The organism is Bacillus sp. BHET2 (genome assembly GCF_005938125.1).
Taxonomy (GTDB): Bacteria; Bacillota; Bacilli; order Bacillales; family Bacillaceae_B; genus Rossellomorea.
In genome coordinates this window covers 1389977-1410696 of the sequence record NZ_VCQN01000001.1, presented here as the reverse complement: position 1 = coordinate 1410696, position 20720 = coordinate 1389977, and the positions used below count along the sequence as shown (strand labels likewise).

The window sequence follows — 20720 nt, the reverse complement described above, 5'->3', positions numbered from 1 at the left end:
ATGGAGAAACTGACCTTTACAGGGGGGATGGAAATGTCTTCAAATAGACAAGATGCATGGAGTCAAGATGAAGATGTGTTGTTGGCAGAAGTAGTATTACGATATATAAGAGAAGGCGGAACACAACTGCAAGCATTTGAAGAGGTTGGAAGAAAACTATCAAGAACGTCTGCGGCATGTGGCTTTCGTTGGAACTCGTTCGTACGAAAACAATACAAATCTGGGATAGAACTTGCTAAAAAACAAAGGAAACAATCTAAGAAGCATTCTCATGTAAGTAAAACATATACTGAACCTAAGGGAACGAAGGAAGAGAGTGCGACAGAACGAGTTACTCCAGAAGTATTTTCAATGGACGGTATGATAAAATACCTTCAAAAAGCTGAAGAGGCTGTTCGAAATGAAGAAATAGTTAGAACTGAAAACAGCCAGTTTAAAGAACAAATCTCTCAACTTCAGGAAAAGCTTCAAGAAGCAGAAACAGTTTTGCAAGAATATGAAGCAAAATTTAACCTTCTTGAAGAAGATCATAAATCATTGTTGTCCATTTTTGAAAAGGCCAGAAAAATGGCACTTCTGCAAGGGAATGAGGACAAAGTGAAATTTCAAATGGATAAGAATGGGAATTTACAAAGGTTGAATAAATGAAATGAAGAATAGACCGGCCAAAGAATCTCATTGGCCGGTCTATTTTCGTATTTTTTATGTAAGTAGTGTCAAAATCATTTAGTACTTGAAGGTGTCCCAGGAACATAAGAAGAATCTACCAGAGAGCCGGAAGGCGTCCTACCGGTAAGTTCCCCTCATATTTGTCACTGATAAAAGAAGTGAAAGGGTATTAACCGATTTTTTGCTCAGTTACTCCTTCAGGGAACCATACATATGGATTTTCACCTAAATCTCTTTCCACATCATAGGTTACGGCTTCGAATCCCATTTTATCCCAGAATCCTTGAGATTTTATTCGTGAATTTGTCTTGATCGGTAACCCAAAGCTTTTGGCGAAATCCACAAGCGTTTTCCCATAGCTTTTGTTTTGGTACTTGGGAAGTACTTCAAGTTTCCAAAGCTCCAGGTAATTTTGGGGTGGATCGAAGTACTGATCAAACCGTGTATTCCGTTGATATAAGCTCATTCTAGCAACCAGTGTATCACCAAAGTATATTCCGTAAAATGGTGACTCACTATCATTTTCAATGATGTTTGCCTGTAAGTCCTCCAACATAGATAATTCCTGAACACCATATTCTTTAAATTTCTTAAACTCTTCAAGAGTTTTATAATTTACTTTTAATTTCTCTACTTTCACTGCCATCGTTTTACCTCCTAAAATACTGAAAAATAATTCTAGGAAAACATGATGAATCATGTATCCTTGTGCAATTGTTCAAATGGTTAAACAAGTATTTATTATTATTATATAACAAAAAAACAAAAAATTCTGCACTTAATTAAGAAAACGTTTACAATAGAGAAGAAGGAATTCGACGGTTTTTGTAGAATTCGTATTATGAACAGGTGTGTTTTAGAAGAAAGGGGAGAGATTGTGCAAAAGATTTTAATTGCAAATAGGGGAGAAATTGCTTCAAGGATTATTAAAACGTGTAAACAATTAAACATTCAAACAGTCGCTGTGTATTCAGATGCAGATCAGGATATGCCCTTTGTTAAAGAAGCGGATGTTGCACACCGTATAGGTGAATCGCAAGTGAATCGTTCATATTTGGTAATGGAGAATATACTCGATGTAGCGAAAAGAGAACAAGTAGATGGGATCCATCCTGGCTATGGTCTATTATCTGAAAATGCAAATTTTGCTAGAAGAGTGACAGAAGAGGGAATGGTCTTTATTGGGCCAGCTCATGGCATTATTGAAAAAATGGGGGATAAGGTAGAAGCTAGGAGAGCGATGCAACAAGCGTCGGTTCCTGTTGTGCCCGGAAGTGACGGGGGTGTGGAAAACATTGAAACAGCTAAACTTGTGGCAGCTGAAATCGGATACCCGGTCATGTTGAAAGCAAGTGGTGGTGGCGGTGGAATCGGAATGATTCGCTGTGAAAATGAGCAAGCGCTCGTTCAAAACTTTGATTCTACTAAAAATCGTGCAAAAGCCTATTTTGGTAAAGAAGAAGTTTTCCTTGAGAAATGCATCGAAAATGCACGCCATGTAGAAGTGCAAATTTTCGGAGATGACCACGGGAATTTGGTTCATCTTTTTGAACGTAATTGTTCCGTACAACGGAGAAATCAGAAGGTAATTGAAGAATCACCTTCCCCTGCACTTTCGAAGGAAACGAAAGAGAATATGTTCGCTGCGGCTGTAAAAGCTGGCAAGGCTGTTCACTATACGAATGCAGGAACAGTCGAATTTATTGTGGATGAAGAAGAAAATTTCTACTTCTTGGAGATGAATACGCGCCTCCAGGTAGAACACCCGGTCACTGAAGCGATTACAGGATTAGATTTAGTGAAATGGCAACTTCTTGTGGCAGCGGGAGAAGCTTTGCCGCTATGTAAGCAAGAAGAAATATCTGCTGATGGCCATGCCATTGAGTTTAGAGTTTATGCAGAAGATCCAAAGACCTTTTACCCATCACCTGGTCAGTTAACGACATTGGCTTGGGGAGAAGGGGAATATGTCCGGATCGATAGCGGATATGAAGAAGGGAATAAAGTCACTCCGTTCTATGATCCCATGATTTCAAAATGTATCATCAAAGGGAGCGATCGTGAAGATGCATTACATAAAGCGAAGCTCTTCTTCGATGGTGTATCTATTGAGGGAGTCAAAACGAATGTCACATTATTCAAGGATATTATAGAAGATGCAGGCTTTATTGAAGGAACCTATACGACCCAATGGCTTCAGGACTTTTTAACTGCCAACCGGACGTAACTAATGGTGTGTAAACTAACACCACTCAACTATAAAGAGAACAAACTGGAGGAATCAATCATGAAAGAAATCACATCAACTATGGCTGGTACGGTATTAAATGTAATGGTAGAACAAAATAGCGAAGTCTCTATTGGAGATACGGTGCTAATGCTTGAATCAATGAAAATGGAAATACCTGTCGAAGCTGAATCTGCAGGGAAAGTTTCTGAAATAAAAGTAAATATAGGAGATTTCGTGAACGAAGGAGACGTATTACTGGTCATTGAAGGGTGATAGACTAATCAATCGAGACTGTCAGAGATTATTCCTTAATCTCTGACTTCTCCATCATTTGACGATTAATTAGAACCTGAATTATGAGGAATAGGATCATGTATATTACGACGGAGGGGATAGTATGTCTACATCTAAAACAATCACCGATACTCTCGAAGAAACGAGAGAAAGGATCGCATCAGGCGGCCAATCTAAGTATCATGAGAAATTAAAAGAACAAAAGAAGATGTTTGTTCGTGATCGACTTCAACAACTCTTTGATAATGGGGATTATCAAGAAGATGGTATGTTTGCAAACAATAAAGCCGAAGATCTACCTGCCGATGGTGTCGTCACAGCGATTGGGAAAGTGGGAGGTCAGACAATATGTGTGATGGCCAATGACTCCACAGTAAAGGCTGGGTCATGGGGGGCTAGAACGGTTGAGAAAATCATCCGGATACAAGAAACGGCATTGAATTTAAAAGTGCCGATTTTCTATTTGGTGGATTCAGCAGGGGCACGCATTACCGATCAGTTGGATATGTTTCCAAACAGACGTGGAGCAGGTAAGATCTTTCATAACCAAGTGAAGATGTCAGGGATGGTTCCGCAAATCTGTGTCCTTTTCGGACCTTCTGCAGCCGGAGGAGCATATATTCCTGCGTTTTGCGATATTGTAATCATGGTAGATGGGAATGCTTCCATGTATCTGGGTTCTCCTCGTATGGCAGAGAAAGTAATAGGGGAGAAGGTTACTCTGGAGGAAATGGGTGGAGCAAGAATGCACTGCTCTGTGAGTGGATGTGGAGACCTGCTCGCTGCTTCAGAAGAGGAAGCGATTGAAGAGGCCAAACGATACTTAAGCTATTTCCCGGCGAATTATCAAAATAAGCCTAAAGTAAAAGATGGACTGGCTCCTAAACACGAAAAGCTATTAGAAGACATTATTCCAGAACATCAAAATGCACCATTTAATATGTACGACTGTATAGACACGTTGATTGATGAAGGTAGCTTCTTTGAGATGAAAAAGCTCTTTGCTCCAGAATTGATTACAGGTTTCGGACGACTGGATGGGAATGTAGTAGGGATTATTGCCAATCAGCCAAAAGTCAAAGGAGGAGTCCTTTTCCATGACTCGGCTGACAAGGGGGCAAAATTCATTCAGTTATGTGATGCTTTCCACATTCCGTTACTATTCCTTGCTGATGTACCAGGCTTTATGATCGGGACAAAAGTGGAAAGAGCTGGAATCATTCGTCATGGTGCGAAGTTGATCGCAGCCATGAGTTCTGCGACGGTCACCAAGATTTCTGTAATCGTAAGAAAAGCCTATGGAGCAGGATTATATGCGATGGCTGGCCCCGCTTTCGATCCGGATGTATGCATCGCACTTCCTACAGCTCAAATTGCTGTAATGGGACCGGAAGCCGCGGTGAATGCTGTTTATTCGAACAAAATTCAAGCCATCGAAGATCCGAAAGAAAGAATTCAGTATGTGCAACAAAAGCAGAAAGAATATAAAGAGCATATTGATATTTACAAATTGGCTTCCGAATTGATTGTTGATGAGATCACCGCTCCAAACGAATTACGTTCGGTATTGATCCAACGTTATAAGCTTTATGAAACAAAGGATGTTCAATTCAGTGAAAGAAAACATCCTGTCTATCCTGTATAAGATGATTTGAGTGGGGCTCGTTCTATAGAACGGGTCCTTCCTTATATTTGAAGAGTGATTCTTTCAGCCTATTGTTTTCTTAATGAGAAAAATTTGGTAAAATAATAGTAATTATGAACAACAAGGGGTTATTATGAAAATAGGAATTGTTGGAGGTGGGTCAATAGGTCTCCTATTTGCAGGATATTTAGGGGAATTATTCGATGTCACACTTATCGTAAGAAGAGAGTCACAAGTAAATGCCCTATTAAGGAATGGGGTGACGATCCACAAAGAGAGCACTTCCATCACAACGATCGTACAAGCGACAACTAGCATGAAAGCCGAGTCTGATTTCAATCTCGTAATAGTGACAGTAAAGGAATACGATTTGAGCTCTATTGAAAACGAGCTTATTGAAATTGGGATAACTCTGCCAATACTATTTGTTCAAAATGGAATCGGACACATCAATTGGGTGAAATCGTTGCCCCACCCCAATCTTGTCGCAGCATCGGTCGAGCATGGAGCAATGAGAGTAAATGACGATACAGTGCGTCATCTCGGGGAAGCAAAGACAAATATTGCTTTAATTAGGGGAGAATGGGGAGTTGTAGAAGAAGTAGCAGCAAAGAGCATTGATACCTTTCCATTTTTATATAAGTCAGACTACGAGGAAATGCTTCTATCAAAGTTATTTATTAATGTATTGATCAATCCTCTGACAGCTTTAACCGGCGTGACGAATGGAAAGCTAGTTGATAACCCGCATTTTCACCGAATACAGAGAGAACTATTCCATGAGCTTCTTCTCCTGTTTCCTCATATGGAAGGCATAATTTCTATAGAGGATGTAATAGGAATTTGTCATAATACATATCTAAACAGATCATCTATGTTGAAGGATATTGAGACACTAAGAAAAACAGAAATCGAATCGATCTTAGGCGTTCTGCTAGAGAGAGCCCATGAAGAAAACCATTTTGTGCCCATCATGAATATACTTTACAGTTTAGTTAAAGGAATAGAAAGAGAAGGTCTGGGGGGATAAAATGGCTTCCGTTTTTTCAACGATTATCGCCATTTTCGTGATGATTCCATTTTTAGGATATTTTATTAGCTTTATCCTGGCAAAGGAAATCCTGAAAAATCACCGTAAAGCGGTTCATGTCGCTATCGATATTACCACATTTCTATTAATTATCTCTGTGCACTTTATTGTGATTGCCATTTGGCAAACCTCTTATTTATGGCTCATTTTTTTGGCGATTTGTTCAATAGGGGTTCTTTTTGTCATTACATATTGGAAGGTGAAAGGAGAAATTCACTATCCGAAGCTGTTAAGGGGTTTCTGGCGCATGAATTTCCTGTTATTTTTCACAGCGTACATTACGTTAATGATCACAGGCTTGATACTCCGTATTCTTGACTTGTACTAAAAGGCGGATTATGTAACCTTTGTGTGAGCAGAGGTTCACTACGCTTCACTCCACACACTTGCATAACGTGCCCCGTAAAAAAGTCAGGCAAGTTTTTTCCTTTTCCGAATGTGGAATGATATACTCATCGTTAGGATATAAAGAGCTAGAAAAGGAGTAATTCATATGGAATTGGAAAGCTTAAACATTCCAGCAATAAATCGATTTGCCTCTCAATACTTAAAACAAGAAGAGCCTGTCACTTCTTTTTTTCACTATAATCTAAACAGCCCAACAGTCTACTCTGAACGGATGAACGATATACAGTCACGCGGGTTTCCGAGAGCAGGACTGGCAGAATGCATATCATCTTACATGGAAGAATTGCCAGGGTCTAAAAAAGTAGAAGAATCACTTGAAAAGATAAAAAAGGACGCAGTAACTGTCGTAGCCGGTCAACAGGCAGGTTTATTGACAGGCCCACTTTATACGATACATAAAATAATATCAGTTATTCAATTGGCCAGACAGCAGGAAGCTGAATTAAAACATCCTGTTGTACCCGTATTTTGGATTGCTGGAGAAGATCACGATTATCAAGAAGTGAACCATATTTATGTAGAGAAAGGTTCAAAGTTAGAAAAGACCGGTTACCCTGAAAGAGTGATTGATAAGAAGATGACATCTCAAATCACTTATACCAAATCCGTGATGAAGAAGTGGCTTGATGAGATTTTGGCTGCCTTTGGAGAAACCGAATATACAAAACCTCTTTCTGTAGAGCTCTATGAGATGATAGACAATGAAGAATCCATCGTTCGCTTCTTTGCTCGTATTATCATGAGTTTATTCAAGGATTTCGGTTTACTAGTCATAGATTCTTCCTATCCTTCTTTAAGAAGACTTGAATCCCAACATTTTCAATACTTAATTGAAAACAGTCAGTCGATTACTAATGAGGTTCTTAAGCAGCAAGATGAGATTCGAGGAAATGGATTTCATCCTCAATTGGACATCGCTCCGACATCGGCGAACCTATTTCTGCAAATCCGAAATGAGCGGGCTTTGTTAGATAGAGATGGGAATACGTTCTTTGAGAAGAATAATGGCCGAAACTATTCTTTAATGGAATTGTTATCAAAATTGGAAGAAAGCCCGGAGACATTTAGCAACAATGTTGTGACAAGACCCTTGATGCAGGAATGGCTATTCCCTACACTTGCGTTCATAGCAGGTCCAGGTGAAATTGCCTATTGGGGAGAATTAAAAAAAGCATTTGAATTTGTAGACCTAAAGATGCCTCCGGTTGTACCTCGACTGAATATTACAATCGTGGAAAGAGAAGTGGATAAGAAGATCCGCGACCTTCAATTAACTCTTCATGGAGTAATAACTGAAGGGGTTTCAACTGCTCGTGATGCCTTCTGGAAGTCTCTTGAAAGCCCGCGATTAGAGTCAGAAATGAAAGAAATAGAAGAAGAACTTAAACGGAAGTATGAAATGATCAGGCAACAGGCGGCTATGATTGATAAAGGATTGAATTCCATTATCGATAAGAACCTTGAATTTCACCTTGCTCAATTCAATTATTTGCGAAAAAAAGTGGATAAAGCACAGGAGGATAAGCACTCATTAACGTTTGCTCAGTTTATGAAGGTGGAAAATAGCATTAGGCCAAATGGAGGACCACAGGAAAGAACATGGAATCTCCTCTACTTCCTTAATAAATATGGTCCCGGTTTCGTGACAGATCTCACCCTTCAAGACTTCACTTTTGATGGTACCCATAAGGTGGTATATCTTTAATAGAAAAAGTAATTCTCGACAATCATAAAAATAAAAGGACCTAATTCGCTTTATCTTGCGAATTAGGTCCTTTTTACGTTGTATAAAGACAAATTTCTGCGGTGCTAAATTGTCTATAAAAGAAAGAAAAAGACTAATGAAAAATAGAGGGGATTTTTTGTAAAGAAAGAATTTAGAAAAGAGTGGAGAAAAGTGGGGGGATGTGGTACATTTGTGTTAGAAAGTGGGGGCAGTGCATATGTTCATGGGCGAATATCAACATAACATTGATAATAAAGGCCGTTTAATCGTACCTGCCAAGTTCCGTGATCACCTCGGAGATGCATTTGTCATCACACGGGGGCTGGATCAATGTTTATTTGGTTATCCCATGGAAGAATGGAGAGCTCTTGAAGAAAAGCTCAAAGCCCTGCCACTTACAAAGAAAGATGCCCGTGCCTTTACACGTTTTTTCTTCTCGGGAGCAACTGAGAGTGAACTGGATAAAACAGGTAGAGTCAATATTCCTGCTACACTTGTGAATTATGCAAAATTGGATAAAGAATGCATTATTTTGGGAGTTTCCAATCGAATTGAGATTTGGAGTAAGTCATTATGGGAAGACTATTTTACACAGTCTGAAGATTCTTTTGCTGAGCTTGCAGAGAATATGGTAGGGTTCGATATCTAATCCCCACAAAACGTTCGATTGGAAAGGTGAAATCAACATGTTTAAACATACCACTGTATTATTAAGGGAAACGGTAGATGGCTTGAATATTAAAGAAGATGGAATTTATGTAGATTGTACGTTAGGCGGGGCTGGACATAGTGAATATCTTGTCAGCCAGTTATCGTCTGAAGGACATCTGTATTGCTTTGATCAGGATGAAACAGCCATCAACCACGCGAAAGAGAAGCTTTCTTCATACCAAGACAGAATAACATTCGTTCAATCAAATTTCCGAAACATTAAGGAAGAGCTTGAACATCTTGGAGTACATAGTGTGGATGGGATTTTATACGATCTAGGTGTGTCATCACCTCAACTGGACACTCCAGAAAGAGGCTTTAGTTATCATCATGATGCACCACTCGATATGAGAATGGACCTGCAAGGAGACGTAACCGCTTATGATGTTGTAAATCATTGGTCGTTTGGAGACTTAGTCCGCATCTTTTATCGATACGGGGAAGAAAAGTTCTCTAAGCAAATTGCAAGAAAGATTGAAGCAGCCCGGGAGGTTAAAGCAATTGAAACCACCGGAAAACTTGTCGAACTGATCAAAGATGGAATTCCTGCCCCTGCGAGACGAAAGGGTGGCCACCCTGCTAAGAGAGTATTTCAAGCAATCCGAATTGCCGTCAATGATGAGCTTGGAGCGTTTGAGGATTCCCTTGAGCAGACGATTGAACTGCTTCATAAAGGCGGAAGAGTTAGTGTCATAACATTTCATTCCTTAGAGGATCGAATTTGTAAAACGATGTTTAAGGAAAAAGCGTCAGGGCCAGACCTGCCCCATGGATTGCCAATTATTCCAGAGGGTTATGAAGCAGAGCTTAAACTTGTTACGAGAAAGCCAATCTTACCTAGTGAAGAAGAATTAGAAGAAAACAATCGAGCTAGGTCAGCTAAATTAAGAATCGCAGAAAAAAATATATAAATAGAAGGAATCGGGAGGGAGAATTTTGAGTAACTTAGCCAGAAATTATGAGCAACAAAAAGTGGAGAATTCCTATCAGTCTGTACAAGCCAAACCTCAGCGTCTCAGAGAAGAAAGAAGGTCAGTTGTCACTCCGGGTGAAAAAATCCTTGTGGCTATCTTCGCAATGATATTCTGCTTCTTAGCGGTGCAAATTGTTTCTACTCAAGCCGCTATCTATGATGTGAATAAAGAGGTTCAGCATGTTGAATCCACAATTGAAAAACAACAAAAGGCGAACAATGACCTGAAACTTCAAGTCAGTGAATTGAGTACGTACGAGCGTATCCTTGAAAAAGCCAAAGAGCTTGGACTTAACTTAAAAGAAAAGAATGTTAAGGTTGTTGAACAGTAATGAAAAAAAGACCAAGTATGAACATAGGGGCAGCCATCCTTTTCGGGATTTTCGGCTTGCTCTTTTTTGTATTAATGGTTCGCTTTGTCACGATTCAGGTAACGGGGGAAGCGGAAGGGGAAGTACTTGCATCCCAAGCGGCAAAAAAATATATAAAAAGTCATATTTTAGAAGCCCATAGAGGAACGATTTTCGATGGTAAAGGAGAGGTCATAGCGGAGGATACCTCTGCATATACACTCGTTGCTATCTTGGATCCCAGCATTACGAGTGACCCTAAAAAACCGAAACATGTGACCGATCCCGGGAAAACGGCTAAGGTATTGGCTCAGTATCTGGACATGAAGGAAAGTGAAATTTACGCCCGATTAAATAAAAAGGGTCCTTATCAAGTGGAACTCGGGGCTGCAGGGAGAGATTTATCCCACCAATTAATGTTGGACATTAAAGAAAAAAACCTGCCAGGTGTTACATTCAGGAAAGAAGCGAAACGGTTCTATCCGAATGGTTCATTTGCTTCACATTTGATAGGGTTTGCTCAAAAAACAACCTTAGATAACGGCGATTCTACAACTGTTGGGAAGATGGGAGTAGAAGCAAGCTTTAATGATGTTTTAAAGGGGAAAGATGGTTCAGTAGCATACAAAAGTGATGTTTGGGGCTACCTGCTGCCCAATGCTGATGAGCATGTTACACCTCCAGAAGACGGAGACGACATTTATTTGACGATAGACAAGAAGGTTCAAACGTTTCTTGAAGAAGCAATGAATGAAGTCCAAAAGAAGTATAAACCGAAGAAGATGTTTGCGATCGTTTCAGACCCGAAAACTGGGCAGATACTGGCCATGTCTCAAAGGCCGACATTCCATCCTGATTCACGAGAAGGATTATTGGACAACTGGACCAACATCATTGTCGAGGATACGTATGAGCCGGGTTCCACAATGAAGTCCTTTTCTTTGGCTGCTGCTGTGAACGAAGGGAAGTTTAATCCGAATGAAACCTATGAATCTGGTAAGTTCTACGTTGATAATGTCCCAAACCCGATACGGGATCATAACGGTGGGGAAGGTTGGGGAACCATCTCTTACTTAGAAGGTGTCCAAAGATCTTCAAATGTGGCATTTGCTAACCTTCTGGATAAAATAGGATTCAAAAAATATGAGGATTACTTACATGAATTTGGATTTGGTGAGACCACCCATGTTGGCCTACCCAATGAAGCATCAGGTTCAATTTTATATCATTACCCTATCGAGAAATACACGACTATTTTCGGACAAGGTACTACCGTAACACCGCTTCAAATGATCCAAGCCGAATCTGCGATTGCCAACAATGGGAAAATGGTGAAGCCTTATGTTATATCTAAAATCGTCGATCCGAACACAAAGAAAGTGATTAAAGAGACAAAGCCTGAAGTATCAGGAAGTCCCATTACGAAAGAGACGGCCGAAAAAACAAGGGAGTACCTGGAAACTACCGTCACTTCTGAACATGGGACTGGGCAGAAGTTTGCGATAGAAGGGTATCGTGTCGGTGGTAAATCCGGTTCCGGTCAGATTCCTGATCCTGCTAATGGCAGATATATGGTAGGAAAAGAAAATTATCTTTTCTCATTTATGGGAATGGCTCCGATCGATGATCCCCAATTAATTGTTTACGTTGGAGTTCAACAGCCAGAATTGGAGCCGACCGAGATAGGTTCAGATCCTGTCTCTGCTATTTTCAGACCTGTTATGCAAAACAGCTTGAAATATTTAAATATCAAACCACAGGAAAAAGTTAGCTTAAAAAAACAGGAGCTTCCTGATACAAGAGACATGACTGTAGAAGAAGCGAAAACAGAACTCGTAAAAGCAGGGGTTTCACCAATCGTTGTCGGGAATGGTTCCAAAGTGGTTAAACAGCTCCCTCAAGCCGGAAGTGGAATTCTCGAAGGTGAGAGAGTGGTAATCAAAACCGACGGTGAAGTGACAATTCCTGATATGAAGGGATGGTCAGTAAGAGATGTCTTTAAGGTGGCTAACCTTGCCGGCCTAAAAATCAATATGGTTGGAAATGGTTATGCGGTTAGCCAAAACATTCAGCCTGGGGTAAATGTCAAGAAGGGAGAGCCTCTTGTCGTTAACTTCAAGACTCCTGAAGAAGCAGCGGAGCCAAAGGAAGAAGATGAAGAAGAGCCGCTAAATTAGCAAAAAGGGTTGACTCGTGTATGTGAGGGACTTTCCTTTACCTGTAGGATGATGAAACAGGAAAAGGAAAGTCCCCGTCCGGGTCACCCTTTTTTGTTGTTTCGCTTCATAATTTGATCATGTTGCAAATCAAATTATCCAGAAATTCACCTTGAAATGGTACCGGTAGTGAAGTATATACAAAACGCCAATCATTGATTTCAAACATACCCCAATAAGTCCAAGCATATAATGGAACGAGCCATAGAAGGGGAGGTTCCATTTGTGAAAAGAGTATCCAATGTAACAGTAAGGAAAAGGTTAGCTATAGCGCTTGTGGTAGGTGTCCTTGTTTTCTCCATCATTGATATAAGGTTGGGGTATGTTCAGTTTTTCAAAGGGGACTGGCTTACCGGTTTGGCGAAAGATTCCTGGAGTCGAAATATCCCATTTCAACCGGAGAGAGGGAAAATAGTCGACCGCAATGGAGTTGAACTCGCTGGAAATCAAAGTGCACCGACGATATTTGTCGTCCCTAGACAAGTCACAGACCCTCAGGGTACTGCGGATAAACTGGCGGCGGTTCTTAATATTTCAGTAGAATCTGCATATAAATATGTAACACAGAAAGCCAATATGGTGCTAATTAAAGAAGCGAGGAAGATCTCGTATGAGAAAGCAAAGGAAGTTAGGGATCTAAACTTGAAGGGTGTTTATTTAGGCGAAGATTCTAAACGATATTACCCATATGGGAGCTATTTATCCCATGTTCTTGGGTTTGCTGGTATTGATAATCAGGGCCTGATGGGACTCGAACTTTCATATGATGAAGAGCTTAGCGGAGATAAAGGATATGTGAAGTTTTTCTCTGACGCAAAAGGAAAAAGAATGCCAGACATGGCAGATGATTTTGAAAAACCAGAAAATGGGCTGGATCTAAAGTTAACGATCGATTCAAAGGTACAAACAATTGTGGAGCGTGAATTGGATATAGCCCAGGCTACTTATAATCCGGATGGTATTATCGCCATTGCCATGAATCCTAAGAACGGTGAAATATTGGCAATGTCCAGCCGACCGACCTTTGATCCGGCGAATTTCCGAAACGTGCCTCAAGAAGTATATAACCGGAACTTACCGATTTGGAGCACGTATGAGCCGGGGTCCACATTTAAAATCATAACCCTGGCTGCAGCCCTTGAAGAAAAGAAAGTCGATCTTTATAAAGAAACATTTCATGACCCTGGTTATATTGAAGTTGCCGGATCGACCCTGCATTGCTGGAAGCGAGGTGGCCACGGGACCCAGACGTTTTTGGAAGTGGTACAAAACTCATGTAACCCTGGGTTTGTAGAACTGGGTCAGAGACTTGGGAAAGAAAAATTGTTCAGTTATATTGATGATTTTGGATTTGGTCAAAAGACGGGAATAGATCTTCAAGGAGAAGGAAAGGGAATTCTATTTAATCTGGACCGGGTGGGGCCGGTTGAGCAGGCGACAACAGCATTTGGTCAAGGTGTGGCTGTAACCCCTATCCAACAGGTTGCGGCTGTATCTGCAGCAGTCAACGGTGGAGTGTTGTATCAACCTTATATTGCAAAAGAGCTTATTGATCCCTCAACCGGAGAAGTGGTTATGAGAAAGACACCTCAAATCAAGAAAAGAGTCATTTCCGAAGAAACTTCGAAACAAATTCGTGAAGCGTTGGAAAGCGTTGTTGCAAAAGGTAGTGGTAAGAAAGCCTTTGTAGATGGATACCGGGTAGGAGGGAAGACGGGAACCGCACAAAAAGCAAAAGATGGTAAATATCTAGAAAACAATCACATCGTTTCTTTTATGGGAGTGGCGCCTGCGGATGATCCTGAAATTGTCGTATATGTTGCAGTGGATAATCCGAAGGGTACGATTCAATTCGGTGGAGTAGTTGCTGCCCCTATCGGTGGGAGCATCATCGGTGATAGTCTAGAAGCAATGGGTGTGCCGAAACGTAAAGGGCAAATTGAAAAAGAATTGACGTGGACGGACATTCCATTGGTAGAAACCCCTGACTTAATCGGATTGACCAAAAATGAATTACGGGAACAGCTCGTAAACCTCGACCTGGATATTAGTGGAAATGGCGAAAAGGTGGTGAGTCAGTCACCAGACCCAGGGGTGAAGATCAAACAGGGATCAAAAGTGAGGGTCTACTTGTCGGAATAACAATAACGATGGTCTACATCGGAACAGATTAATGATATACTTTTCATTTGCGCCATGGGCTTAATTTTTTAAATGTGATGAAAGCCCTTGGTCTGTATAGGGTGTTTGATAGCTTCCAATAAAAATATTGAACTAAGTTAAAAGGTTGATAGCTTTCAAACGCTTTTTTTTGTAAAATATAAAAAGGTTGCTTTCTACCTGTGAGGAGTTGAAAAGATGAGATTGCACACTTTGCTGGAAGTACTACCGTTTTTCTCAGTACAGGGTGAAGGGAATCCAGCTATTTCAAACATCGCTAACCACCATAAGAAAGTGAAGATTGGTGATTTGTTTATCTGTATTACTGGGTTAGAAATCGATAGTCATTCACTTGCAGGGGTTGCTGAGAAGAACGGTGCCGTTGCGATTCTTGCCGAGAGGGAGTTGGAGGCTGATATCCCGGTGATCATTGTGCCTGATACGAAAAAAGCAATGGCCATTCTGGCAGATTACTTTTATAAGCAGCCCTCCCATCAGCTTCTTTTGGTCGGAGTGACAGGTACAAACGGGAAAACCACGACCACCCATCTGATAGATCAGGTTTTTGCTCATAGTGGAATGAAGACCGGTTTAATCGGAACTCTGCATATAAAAGTGGGGGATGAGTTACAAGTTAGTCATAATACGACTCCAGACAGTTTAACCTTGCAGCAAACCTTTAGACGATTTTGTGATAAGGGGGTTACATCTGCGATCATGGAAGTTTCATCCCATGCCCTAGATCAGGGTCGGGTTCATGGTTGTGACTTTGATATAGCGGTGTTTACAAACCTCACCCAGGATCACCTTGACTATCATAAATCCATGAAGGAATATCGTAACGCTAAAGGCTTATTGTTTTCTCAATTAGGGAATACTTATTTTAAGAAATCCCCTAAATATGCCATTATTAATAAAGACGATGAAGCAGCTGCTTATTTCATTAAATCAACAGCCGCCCATGTTTTTACATATGGCCTGTCCCCCTCAGCTGACTTCCATGCGAGAGATATCGTCTTAAAAGCAACAGAGTCCATTTTCACGCTTGTTTCACCATTTGGAGAGCGGAAGATGGTCCTGAAGTTAGCAGGACAGTTTAATGTATACAATGCACTTGCTGCAATCGCAACGGCTTCTGCTGCGGGTATATCGATTGAAGACAGTATTTGTAGTCTTGAAATGGCGCAGGGTGTCAGAGGAAGGTTTGAAACGGTTTCTGAGGGCCAGCCCTTTTCAGTCATAGTGGATTATGCCCACACTCCTGATGGTTTGAAAAATGTATTAGAAACCATCCAGACTATTACGAAAGGGAAAGTGATTGTTGTAGTGGGTTGTGGAGGGGACAGGGATAAGATTAAGAGGCCAATCATGGCAGAAATTGCATGTGATTATGGGGACTATGCCATTTTTACCTCAGATAATCCGAGAACAGAGGCTCCACACAAGATTTTGCATGATATGGAATCTGGTGTTGTCGGGAAACACTACCAATTAATCGTAGATCGTAAGGATGCAATCAAAGAAGCAATAAGTCTTGCTGAACCGGAAGATGTGGTACTGATTGCAGGAAAAGGTCATGAAACGTATCAGATCATCGGAAATAATGTATTCGATTTCGATGACCGTGAAGTTGCAAGAAACATTATAAAGGGGATGTAGAAATGCTCTTTTATGATGAGGTGAAAAAATTATTTCCAGATACAAAAGGAATACTTCTGCCTGGTTTTACGTTTCTAGTAGTTTCAAATTCAACTAGGATGGGAATGGAAAAGGGACTATATGTCCCTTTTGGTGATGAAATAAATCTTTTTAAAAGCATTGAAAATGGAGCGATTGCTTCTTTTTGGCCGAAGAGTGAATTGATACCATCATTTGTTCCAAACCACTTTCCGTTATTCATGGTTGAAGATGTATATACAGCATATGTAAATTTACAGGAGCAATACAAACAAAATCACAATCAAGAAAAGTGGGAAATTATGACGAAGTTTATTTTCAGCAATGAATCCGAAACAAAACAAACCAGTAATGAATTCAACAGTAATAAGGATCCAAACAGCGGAAAGGGAGGGGAATTAAAATGATGGAACAAGTGATCTTATTTACAATTATCATGTCATTTCTTATAACCGTATTACTTGCCCCCGTGTTTATTCCCTTCCTTAGAAGATTGAAGTTTGGGCAAAGCATCCGGGACGAAGGACCAGAGTCCCATCAAAAAAAGACTGGAACACCAACGATGGGTGGAATCGTTTTTTTAGTAGCCATTGTTATTACAACTTTTGTTATGACAGGAAAATATTCTGAGCCAGGACCTGAAACATATTTAATGATTCTTGTGACTGTCGGCTTTGGACTATTGGGCTTTCTAGATGACTTTATTAAAGTCGTTATGAAAAGGAATTTGGGATTAACGTCTAAGCAGAAACTATTTGGCCAAATTGTCATATCGGTGATCTTTTATCTCATCTTTAAACAGAACGATTTCCCGACAACGGTTTCAATTCCATTAACGGACACTTCGTTTGAATTAGGCTGGTTTTATTGCTTATTCATCATCTTTTGGCTGGTCGGATTTTCAAATGCAATCAATTTAACAGATGGTCTGGATGGGTTGGTATCCGGAACAAGCGCAATCGCTTTCGGTGCTCTAGCAGTCTTAGCCTGGAATCAATCACAGTATGATGTTGCAATCTTTGGTGTGGCGGTAGTTGGGGCGGTACTGGGCTTCCTAGTATTCAACGCTCATCCTGCGAAGGTATTCATGGGAGATACGGGGTCATTGGCACTCGGTGGAGCAATCGCAGCGATTGCCATATTAACCAAATTGGAAATAATCTTAATCCTTATTGGTGGAGTTTTCGTCATTGAGACTCTTTCAGTCATCTTGCAGGTCGCATCCTTTAAAACCACAGGGAAACGAATTTTTAAAATGAGTCCACTGCATCATCACTATGAGTTGGTCGGATGGTCTGAGTGGCGTGTTGTCGTAACATTCTGGACAGTGGGATTGCTTTTTGCTGTTTTAGGAATCTATATTGAGGTGTGGTTATAATTGAAGAACATTACAAAGTTTAAACATAAAAAAGTACTCGTATTAGGTTTAGCGAAAAGTGGGGTAAGTGCAGCCTCTCTTCTACATAAGTTAGATGCATTTGTGACAGTAAACGATCAAAAGCCTTTATCGGATAACCCTGAAGCGCAGGGCCTTCTTCAGGAAGGAATCAAAGTAATATGCGGTAGCCACCCAATCGAACTGCTTGACGAGGGCTTTCAATATGTCGTGAAAAACCCTGGAATCCCTTATCACAATCCATTAATAAAAAAGGCACTTGAAAAGAACATCCCTGTTTTAACGGAAGTAGAGCTTGCTTATTTAATTTCAGAGGCAGAAATGATCGGGATTACCGGAACAAATGGGAAAACCACGACAACAACACTTCTGTTCGACATGCTGAATGAAGATAAGAAAAATCCTCTAATAGCGGGGAATATCGGGACAGTCGCTAGTGAAGTGGCCCAAATTGCGAAAGAAGACGAGAAGATGGTAGTGGAACTTTCATCATTTCAATTGATGGGGATCGAAGAATTTGCGCCTCATATCGCCATCATTACGAACTTGTATGATGCCCATCTTGATTATCATGGAAATCTGGATGAATATTGGAAAGCGAAGTCCAATATTACAAAAAATCAAACTGAAAAGGACTATTTGATCATCAATGGGGATCAAGAACATGTCTGGGACGCAGTTCGTTTTACAAAAGCCACAGTGATTCCTTTTTCAACAAAGAAAGAAGTAGATGGTGGAATTTATATTAAAGATGGCGCTGTTTTCTTCAGGGAAGAACGGGTCGTTGAATTAGCTTCCATCGTGTTACCAGGTGCACATAATCTTGAAAACATCCTTTGTGCCGTCGCTGCATGCAAGATTTATGGTGTATCCAACTATAGCATTGAGAAGGTGCTTAGTGGGTTTGCAGGAGTGAAACATCGGACTCAATTTGTTCGTGAAGTAAATGGCATTAAATTCTACAATGATTCTAAAGCGACGAACAGTCTAGCGACGAAAAGTGCCCTCAATGCCTTTGAATCCCCTACCATATTGCTGGCAGGCGGTTTGGATCGAGGGAATGAATTTGATGATCTTCTTCCGTTTCTAGATAAAGTGAAAGTATTAATCACATTTGGGGAAACGTCTGAGAAGTTCGTTAAAACAGGTGAAAAGGCAGGGATACGGACTATCATTCCTGTCGATAATGTTGAAAAGGCTGTTCCTGTTGCTTTCGAACATGCTAAAGAAGGAGATGTCGTCTTGTTGTCTCCAGCTTGTGCGAGCTGGGATCAATATCGAACTTTTGAAGAACGCGGTGACATTTTTATCGATGCAGTGCATAAGCTTTAATAAGGGCTTGTCCATAAAGAGCATCCATACTTTTACAACCAGTCATTCAATCCAAGATAAGTAGTTTTCTTTGCTCGAACGGCTCTAAAATTGTCTATTCGAGGTGTTTAAGATTGCCCTTAAAAAAATCGACTCCCGATTTTATACTCATTGTGGTCACACTTACTTTGCTTGCGATTGGATTAATCATGGTGTACAGTGCGAGTGCTGTATGGGCGGATTACAAGTTTGCTGATTCCTTTTTCTTTGCGAAAAGGCAAGTGCTCTTTGCCGGTGTAGGATTGTTTGCTATGTTCTTCATCATGAATGTTGAGTATTGGACGTGGAAGAATTGGTCGAAAATCATCATCATCATTTGCTTCGTCCTACTTTTACTCGTTCTAATCCCTGGGATAGGGGTATTACGGAATGGTTCAAGGAGCTGGATTGGGGTTGGTGCTTTCTCGATTCAGCCATCAGAGTTCATGAAGCTTGCCATGATTGCATTTCTTTCAAAATATCTATCTGAGAACCAAAAGTACATCACGTCATTTAGAAAAGGTGTCCTGCCAGCCTTGTTGTTGGTGTTTACAGCATTTGGCATGATTATGCTGCAACCTGACCTAGGTACAGGTACCGTGATGGTCGGAACTTCCGTTGTCATGATATTTATATCAGGAGCAAGAATTAAACACTTTGTGGGACTTGGAATGATAGGATTAATAGGCTTTGTTGGTCTCGTTATTTCAGCACCATACCGAGTCAAGAGAATTACATCTTTTCTAGACCCTTGGCAGGATCCGTTAAATAGTGGCTTCCAAATTATTCAGTCACTGTATGCAATTGGTCCTGGTGGCTTGTTCGGATTGGGTCTTGGTCAGAGCAGACAAAAGTTCTTTTATCTGCCAGAACCACAAAACGACTTTATATTTGCCATCTTGGCAGAAGAGCTCGGCTTTATAGGAGGCACCCTGGTTCTGCTTCTGTTTTCATTGATATTGTGGAGGGGGATCAGAATCGCATTAGGTGCACCGGACCTATTTGGAAGCTTTCTGGCTTTAGGGATTGTCTCCATGATCGCTATCCAAGTGATGATCAATGTGGGGGTTGTGACGGGCCTTATGCCGGTTACTGGGATCACTCTTCCATTTCTTAGTTACGGAGGGTCTTCATTGACCCTAATGTTAATGGCTGTAGGGGTTCTGTTGAACATTAGCCGCTACACGAGGAATTAATGATAAAAAATGAGATTGACGATGAATAACAGAGGACGAGAAACGAAAAGTGAAAATCCGGTTTCCAGGGTTTAACTCTTCACTCTTCCCTGTATTCCTGTCCGTCTCTTTTTTTATTTCTAAAAGAATGGTGCTAATAAATCCTTTTATCACAAGTGATTGTTCACTGATACTTCATGAGAGTTGGTAGAAAGTATTTACTCTAAAGAATTGATTTACTCTATACTCAAGGTTGAAGATCACTTATATTGAATCAAACTTCAACGATATTGGCACTAAGCTCTAGAAAAACGTATAAATTCTACGTTTTTTATAGAAATAACAATAGGATAATGAAAGATGAGATGTTACAATAAATTACATATACGTAATGCATAATGATCATACCTTTTCAAAATTAAGGAGAGTTTATTACTTTTGTTAGCCAAAACTTTTACAATTCAATGACATGCATTCATAAAGCATGCATTGTTGTTTAAAATAGAGTTCAAGAGTGTAATACATAGGGTGGCCCTTTATATGGAATATACGTACATATAGGAAAAGCGGTATAGATAATCCATCTTACTTAAATCATTCCTTTTATTCCGTTTCCATTTAAAAAGGTGAGCACTGGTCCATCCTACAAC

18 protein-coding genes are annotated in these 20720 nt (G+C 40.4%); 17 read left to right on the top strand and 1 reads right to left on the bottom strand.

The window, feature by feature from the left end; genetic code table 11:
* The first annotated feature begins 33 nt into the window (after positions 1-33).
* A complete protein-coding gene (locus tag FGG79_RS07190; RefSeq protein WP_138777030.1) occupies positions 34-648 on the top strand; it encodes an RsfA family transcriptional regulator in 615 nt (204 codons plus the stop codon).
* A gap of 190 nt (positions 649-838) precedes the next feature.
* Here the strand turns inward: FGG79_RS07190 and FGG79_RS07185 are convergent, their stop codons facing one another.
* Positions 839-1315 carry an N-acetyltransferase gene (locus tag FGG79_RS07185; RefSeq protein WP_138777029.1) on the bottom strand — a complete coding sequence of 159 codons (477 nt, stop codon included), beginning with the start codon at positions 1313-1315 and terminating at the stop codon, positions 839-841.
* Between the two features lie 231 nt (positions 1316-1546).
* On the opposite strand from FGG79_RS07185, the gene FGG79_RS07180 reads away from it, so the two are divergent.
* From FGG79_RS07180 to spoVE, 16 genes are all read left to right on the top strand, one after another.
* Complete coding sequence (locus FGG79_RS07180; RefSeq protein WP_138777654.1) at positions 1547-2896, top strand: acetyl-CoA carboxylase biotin carboxylase subunit; 1350 nt, start codon at positions 1547-1549, stop codon at positions 2894-2896.
* A gap of 60 nt (positions 2897-2956) precedes the next feature.
* Complete coding sequence (locus FGG79_RS07175; protein ID WP_138777028.1) at positions 2957-3172, top strand: biotin/lipoyl-binding carrier protein; 216 nt, start codon at positions 2957-2959, stop codon at positions 3170-3172.
* A 124-nt stretch (positions 3173-3296) separates the two neighbouring features.
* Entirely contained in the window at positions 3297-4838 is a 1542-nt protein-coding gene (locus FGG79_RS07170; protein WP_138777027.1) for an acyl-CoA carboxylase subunit beta, read from the top strand.
* Positions 4839-4971: 133 nt separating this feature from the next.
* A complete protein-coding gene (locus FGG79_RS07165; RefSeq protein WP_138777026.1) occupies positions 4972-5868 on the top strand; it encodes a 2-dehydropantoate 2-reductase in 897 nt (298 codons plus the stop codon).
* A gap of 1 nt (position 5869) precedes the next feature.
* A complete protein-coding gene (locus FGG79_RS07160) occupies positions 5870-6256 on the top strand; it encodes a DUF3397 domain-containing protein (protein ID WP_138777025.1) in 387 nt (128 codons plus the stop codon).
* A 165-nt stretch (positions 6257-6421) separates the two neighbouring features.
* Complete coding sequence (bshC, locus tag FGG79_RS07155; RefSeq protein ID WP_138777024.1) at positions 6422-8041, top strand: bacillithiol biosynthesis cysteine-adding enzyme BshC; 1620 nt, start codon at positions 6422-6424, stop codon at positions 8039-8041.
* A gap of 238 nt (positions 8042-8279) precedes the next feature.
* Positions 8280-8711: a division/cell wall cluster transcriptional repressor MraZ gene (mraZ, locus tag FGG79_RS07150; protein ID WP_138777652.1), complete on the top strand. Its 432-nt coding sequence runs from the start codon at positions 8280-8282 to the stop codon at positions 8709-8711.
* A gap of 37 nt (positions 8712-8748) precedes the next feature.
* Positions 8749-9684 (top strand): 16S rRNA (cytosine(1402)-N(4))-methyltransferase RsmH, encoded by a 936-nt coding sequence (rsmH, locus tag FGG79_RS07145; protein WP_138777023.1) that lies wholly within the window; start codon positions 8749-8751, stop codon positions 9682-9684.
* A 25-nt stretch (positions 9685-9709) separates the two neighbouring features.
* Positions 9710-10078, top strand: a complete 369-nt coding sequence (ftsL, locus tag FGG79_RS07140; protein ID WP_138777022.1) for a cell division protein FtsL — start codon at positions 9710-9712, stop codon at positions 10076-10078.
* On the top strand, positions 10078-12273 hold the full coding sequence (locus FGG79_RS07135) for a penicillin-binding protein (protein ID WP_138777021.1): 2196 nt from the start codon (positions 10078-10080) through the stop codon (positions 12271-12273). The genes ftsL and FGG79_RS07135 overlap by 1 nt, the downstream gene beginning before the upstream one ends.
* Positions 12274-12537: 264 nt before the next feature.
* Entirely contained in the window at positions 12538-14454 is a 1917-nt protein-coding gene (locus FGG79_RS07130; RefSeq protein WP_240794210.1) for a stage V sporulation protein D, read from the top strand.
* Between the two features lie 216 nt (positions 14455-14670).
* Positions 14671-16131 carry a UDP-N-acetylmuramoyl-L-alanyl-D-glutamate--2,6-diaminopimelate ligase gene (locus FGG79_RS07125; RefSeq protein ID WP_138777019.1) on the top strand — a complete coding sequence of 487 codons (1461 nt, stop codon included), beginning with the start codon at positions 14671-14673 and terminating at the stop codon, positions 16129-16131.
* Positions 16132-16133: 2 nt separating this feature from the next.
* Positions 16134-16556, top strand: coding sequence for a hypothetical protein (locus tag FGG79_RS07120; protein ID WP_171050829.1), 423 nt, complete (start codon positions 16134-16136; stop codon positions 16554-16556).
* Positions 16553-17527: a phospho-N-acetylmuramoyl-pentapeptide-transferase gene (gene mraY / locus FGG79_RS07115; protein WP_138777017.1), complete on the top strand. Its 975-nt coding sequence runs from the start codon at positions 16553-16555 to the stop codon at positions 17525-17527. Before FGG79_RS07120 ends, mraY begins: the two co-directional genes overlap by 4 nt.
* Positions 17528-18877, top strand: coding sequence for a UDP-N-acetylmuramoyl-L-alanine--D-glutamate ligase (gene murD / locus FGG79_RS07110; protein WP_138777016.1), 1350 nt, complete (start codon positions 17528-17530; stop codon positions 18875-18877). It abuts the gene before it with no gap.
* Between the two features lie 113 nt (positions 18878-18990).
* Positions 18991-20091: a stage V sporulation protein E gene (spoVE, locus tag FGG79_RS07105; protein WP_138777015.1), complete on the top strand. Its 1101-nt coding sequence runs from the start codon at positions 18991-18993 to the stop codon at positions 20089-20091.
* Positions 20092-20720: the final 629 nt, after the last annotated feature.

Excerpts from the sequence above, each read along its gene's own strand:
- FGG79_RS07190 (WP_138777030.1), top strand. The coding sequence starts at position 34 with ATGTCTTCAAATAGACAAGATGCATGGAGTCAAGATGAAGATGTGTTG.
- FGG79_RS07185 (WP_138777029.1), bottom strand. The coding sequence starts at position 1,315 with ATGGCAGTGAAAGTAGAGAAATTAAAAGTAAATTATAAAACTCTTGAA.
- FGG79_RS07175 (WP_138777028.1), top strand. The coding sequence starts at position 2,957 with ATGAAAGAAATCACATCAACTATGGCTGGTACGGTATTAAATGTAATG.
- FGG79_RS07170 (WP_138777027.1), top strand. The coding sequence starts at position 3,297 with ATGTCTACATCTAAAACAATCACCGATACTCTCGAAGAAACGAGAGAA.
- FGG79_RS07165 (WP_138777026.1), top strand. The coding sequence starts at position 4,972 with ATGAAAATAGGAATTGTTGGAGGTGGGTCAATAGGTCTCCTATTTGCA.
- FGG79_RS07160 (WP_138777025.1), top strand. The coding sequence starts at position 5,870 with ATGGCTTCCGTTTTTTCAACGATTATCGCCATTTTCGTGATGATTCCA.
- bshC (WP_138777024.1), top strand. The coding sequence starts at position 6,422 with ATGGAATTGGAAAGCTTAAACATTCCAGCAATAAATCGATTTGCCTCT.
- mraZ (WP_138777652.1), top strand. The coding sequence starts at position 8,280 with ATGTTCATGGGCGAATATCAACATAACATTGATAATAAAGGCCGTTTA.
- rsmH (WP_138777023.1), top strand. The coding sequence starts at position 8,749 with ATGTTTAAACATACCACTGTATTATTAAGGGAAACGGTAGATGGCTTG.
- FGG79_RS07135 (WP_138777021.1), top strand. The coding sequence starts at position 10,078 with ATGAAAAAAAGACCAAGTATGAACATAGGGGCAGCCATCCTTTTCGGG.
- FGG79_RS07125 (WP_138777019.1), top strand. The coding sequence starts at position 14,671 with ATGAGATTGCACACTTTGCTGGAAGTACTACCGTTTTTCTCAGTACAG.
- FGG79_RS07120 (WP_171050829.1), top strand. The coding sequence starts at position 16,134 with ATGCTCTTTTATGATGAGGTGAAAAAATTATTTCCAGATACAAAAGGA.
- mraY (WP_138777017.1), top strand. The coding sequence starts at position 16,553 with ATGATGGAACAAGTGATCTTATTTACAATTATCATGTCATTTCTTATA.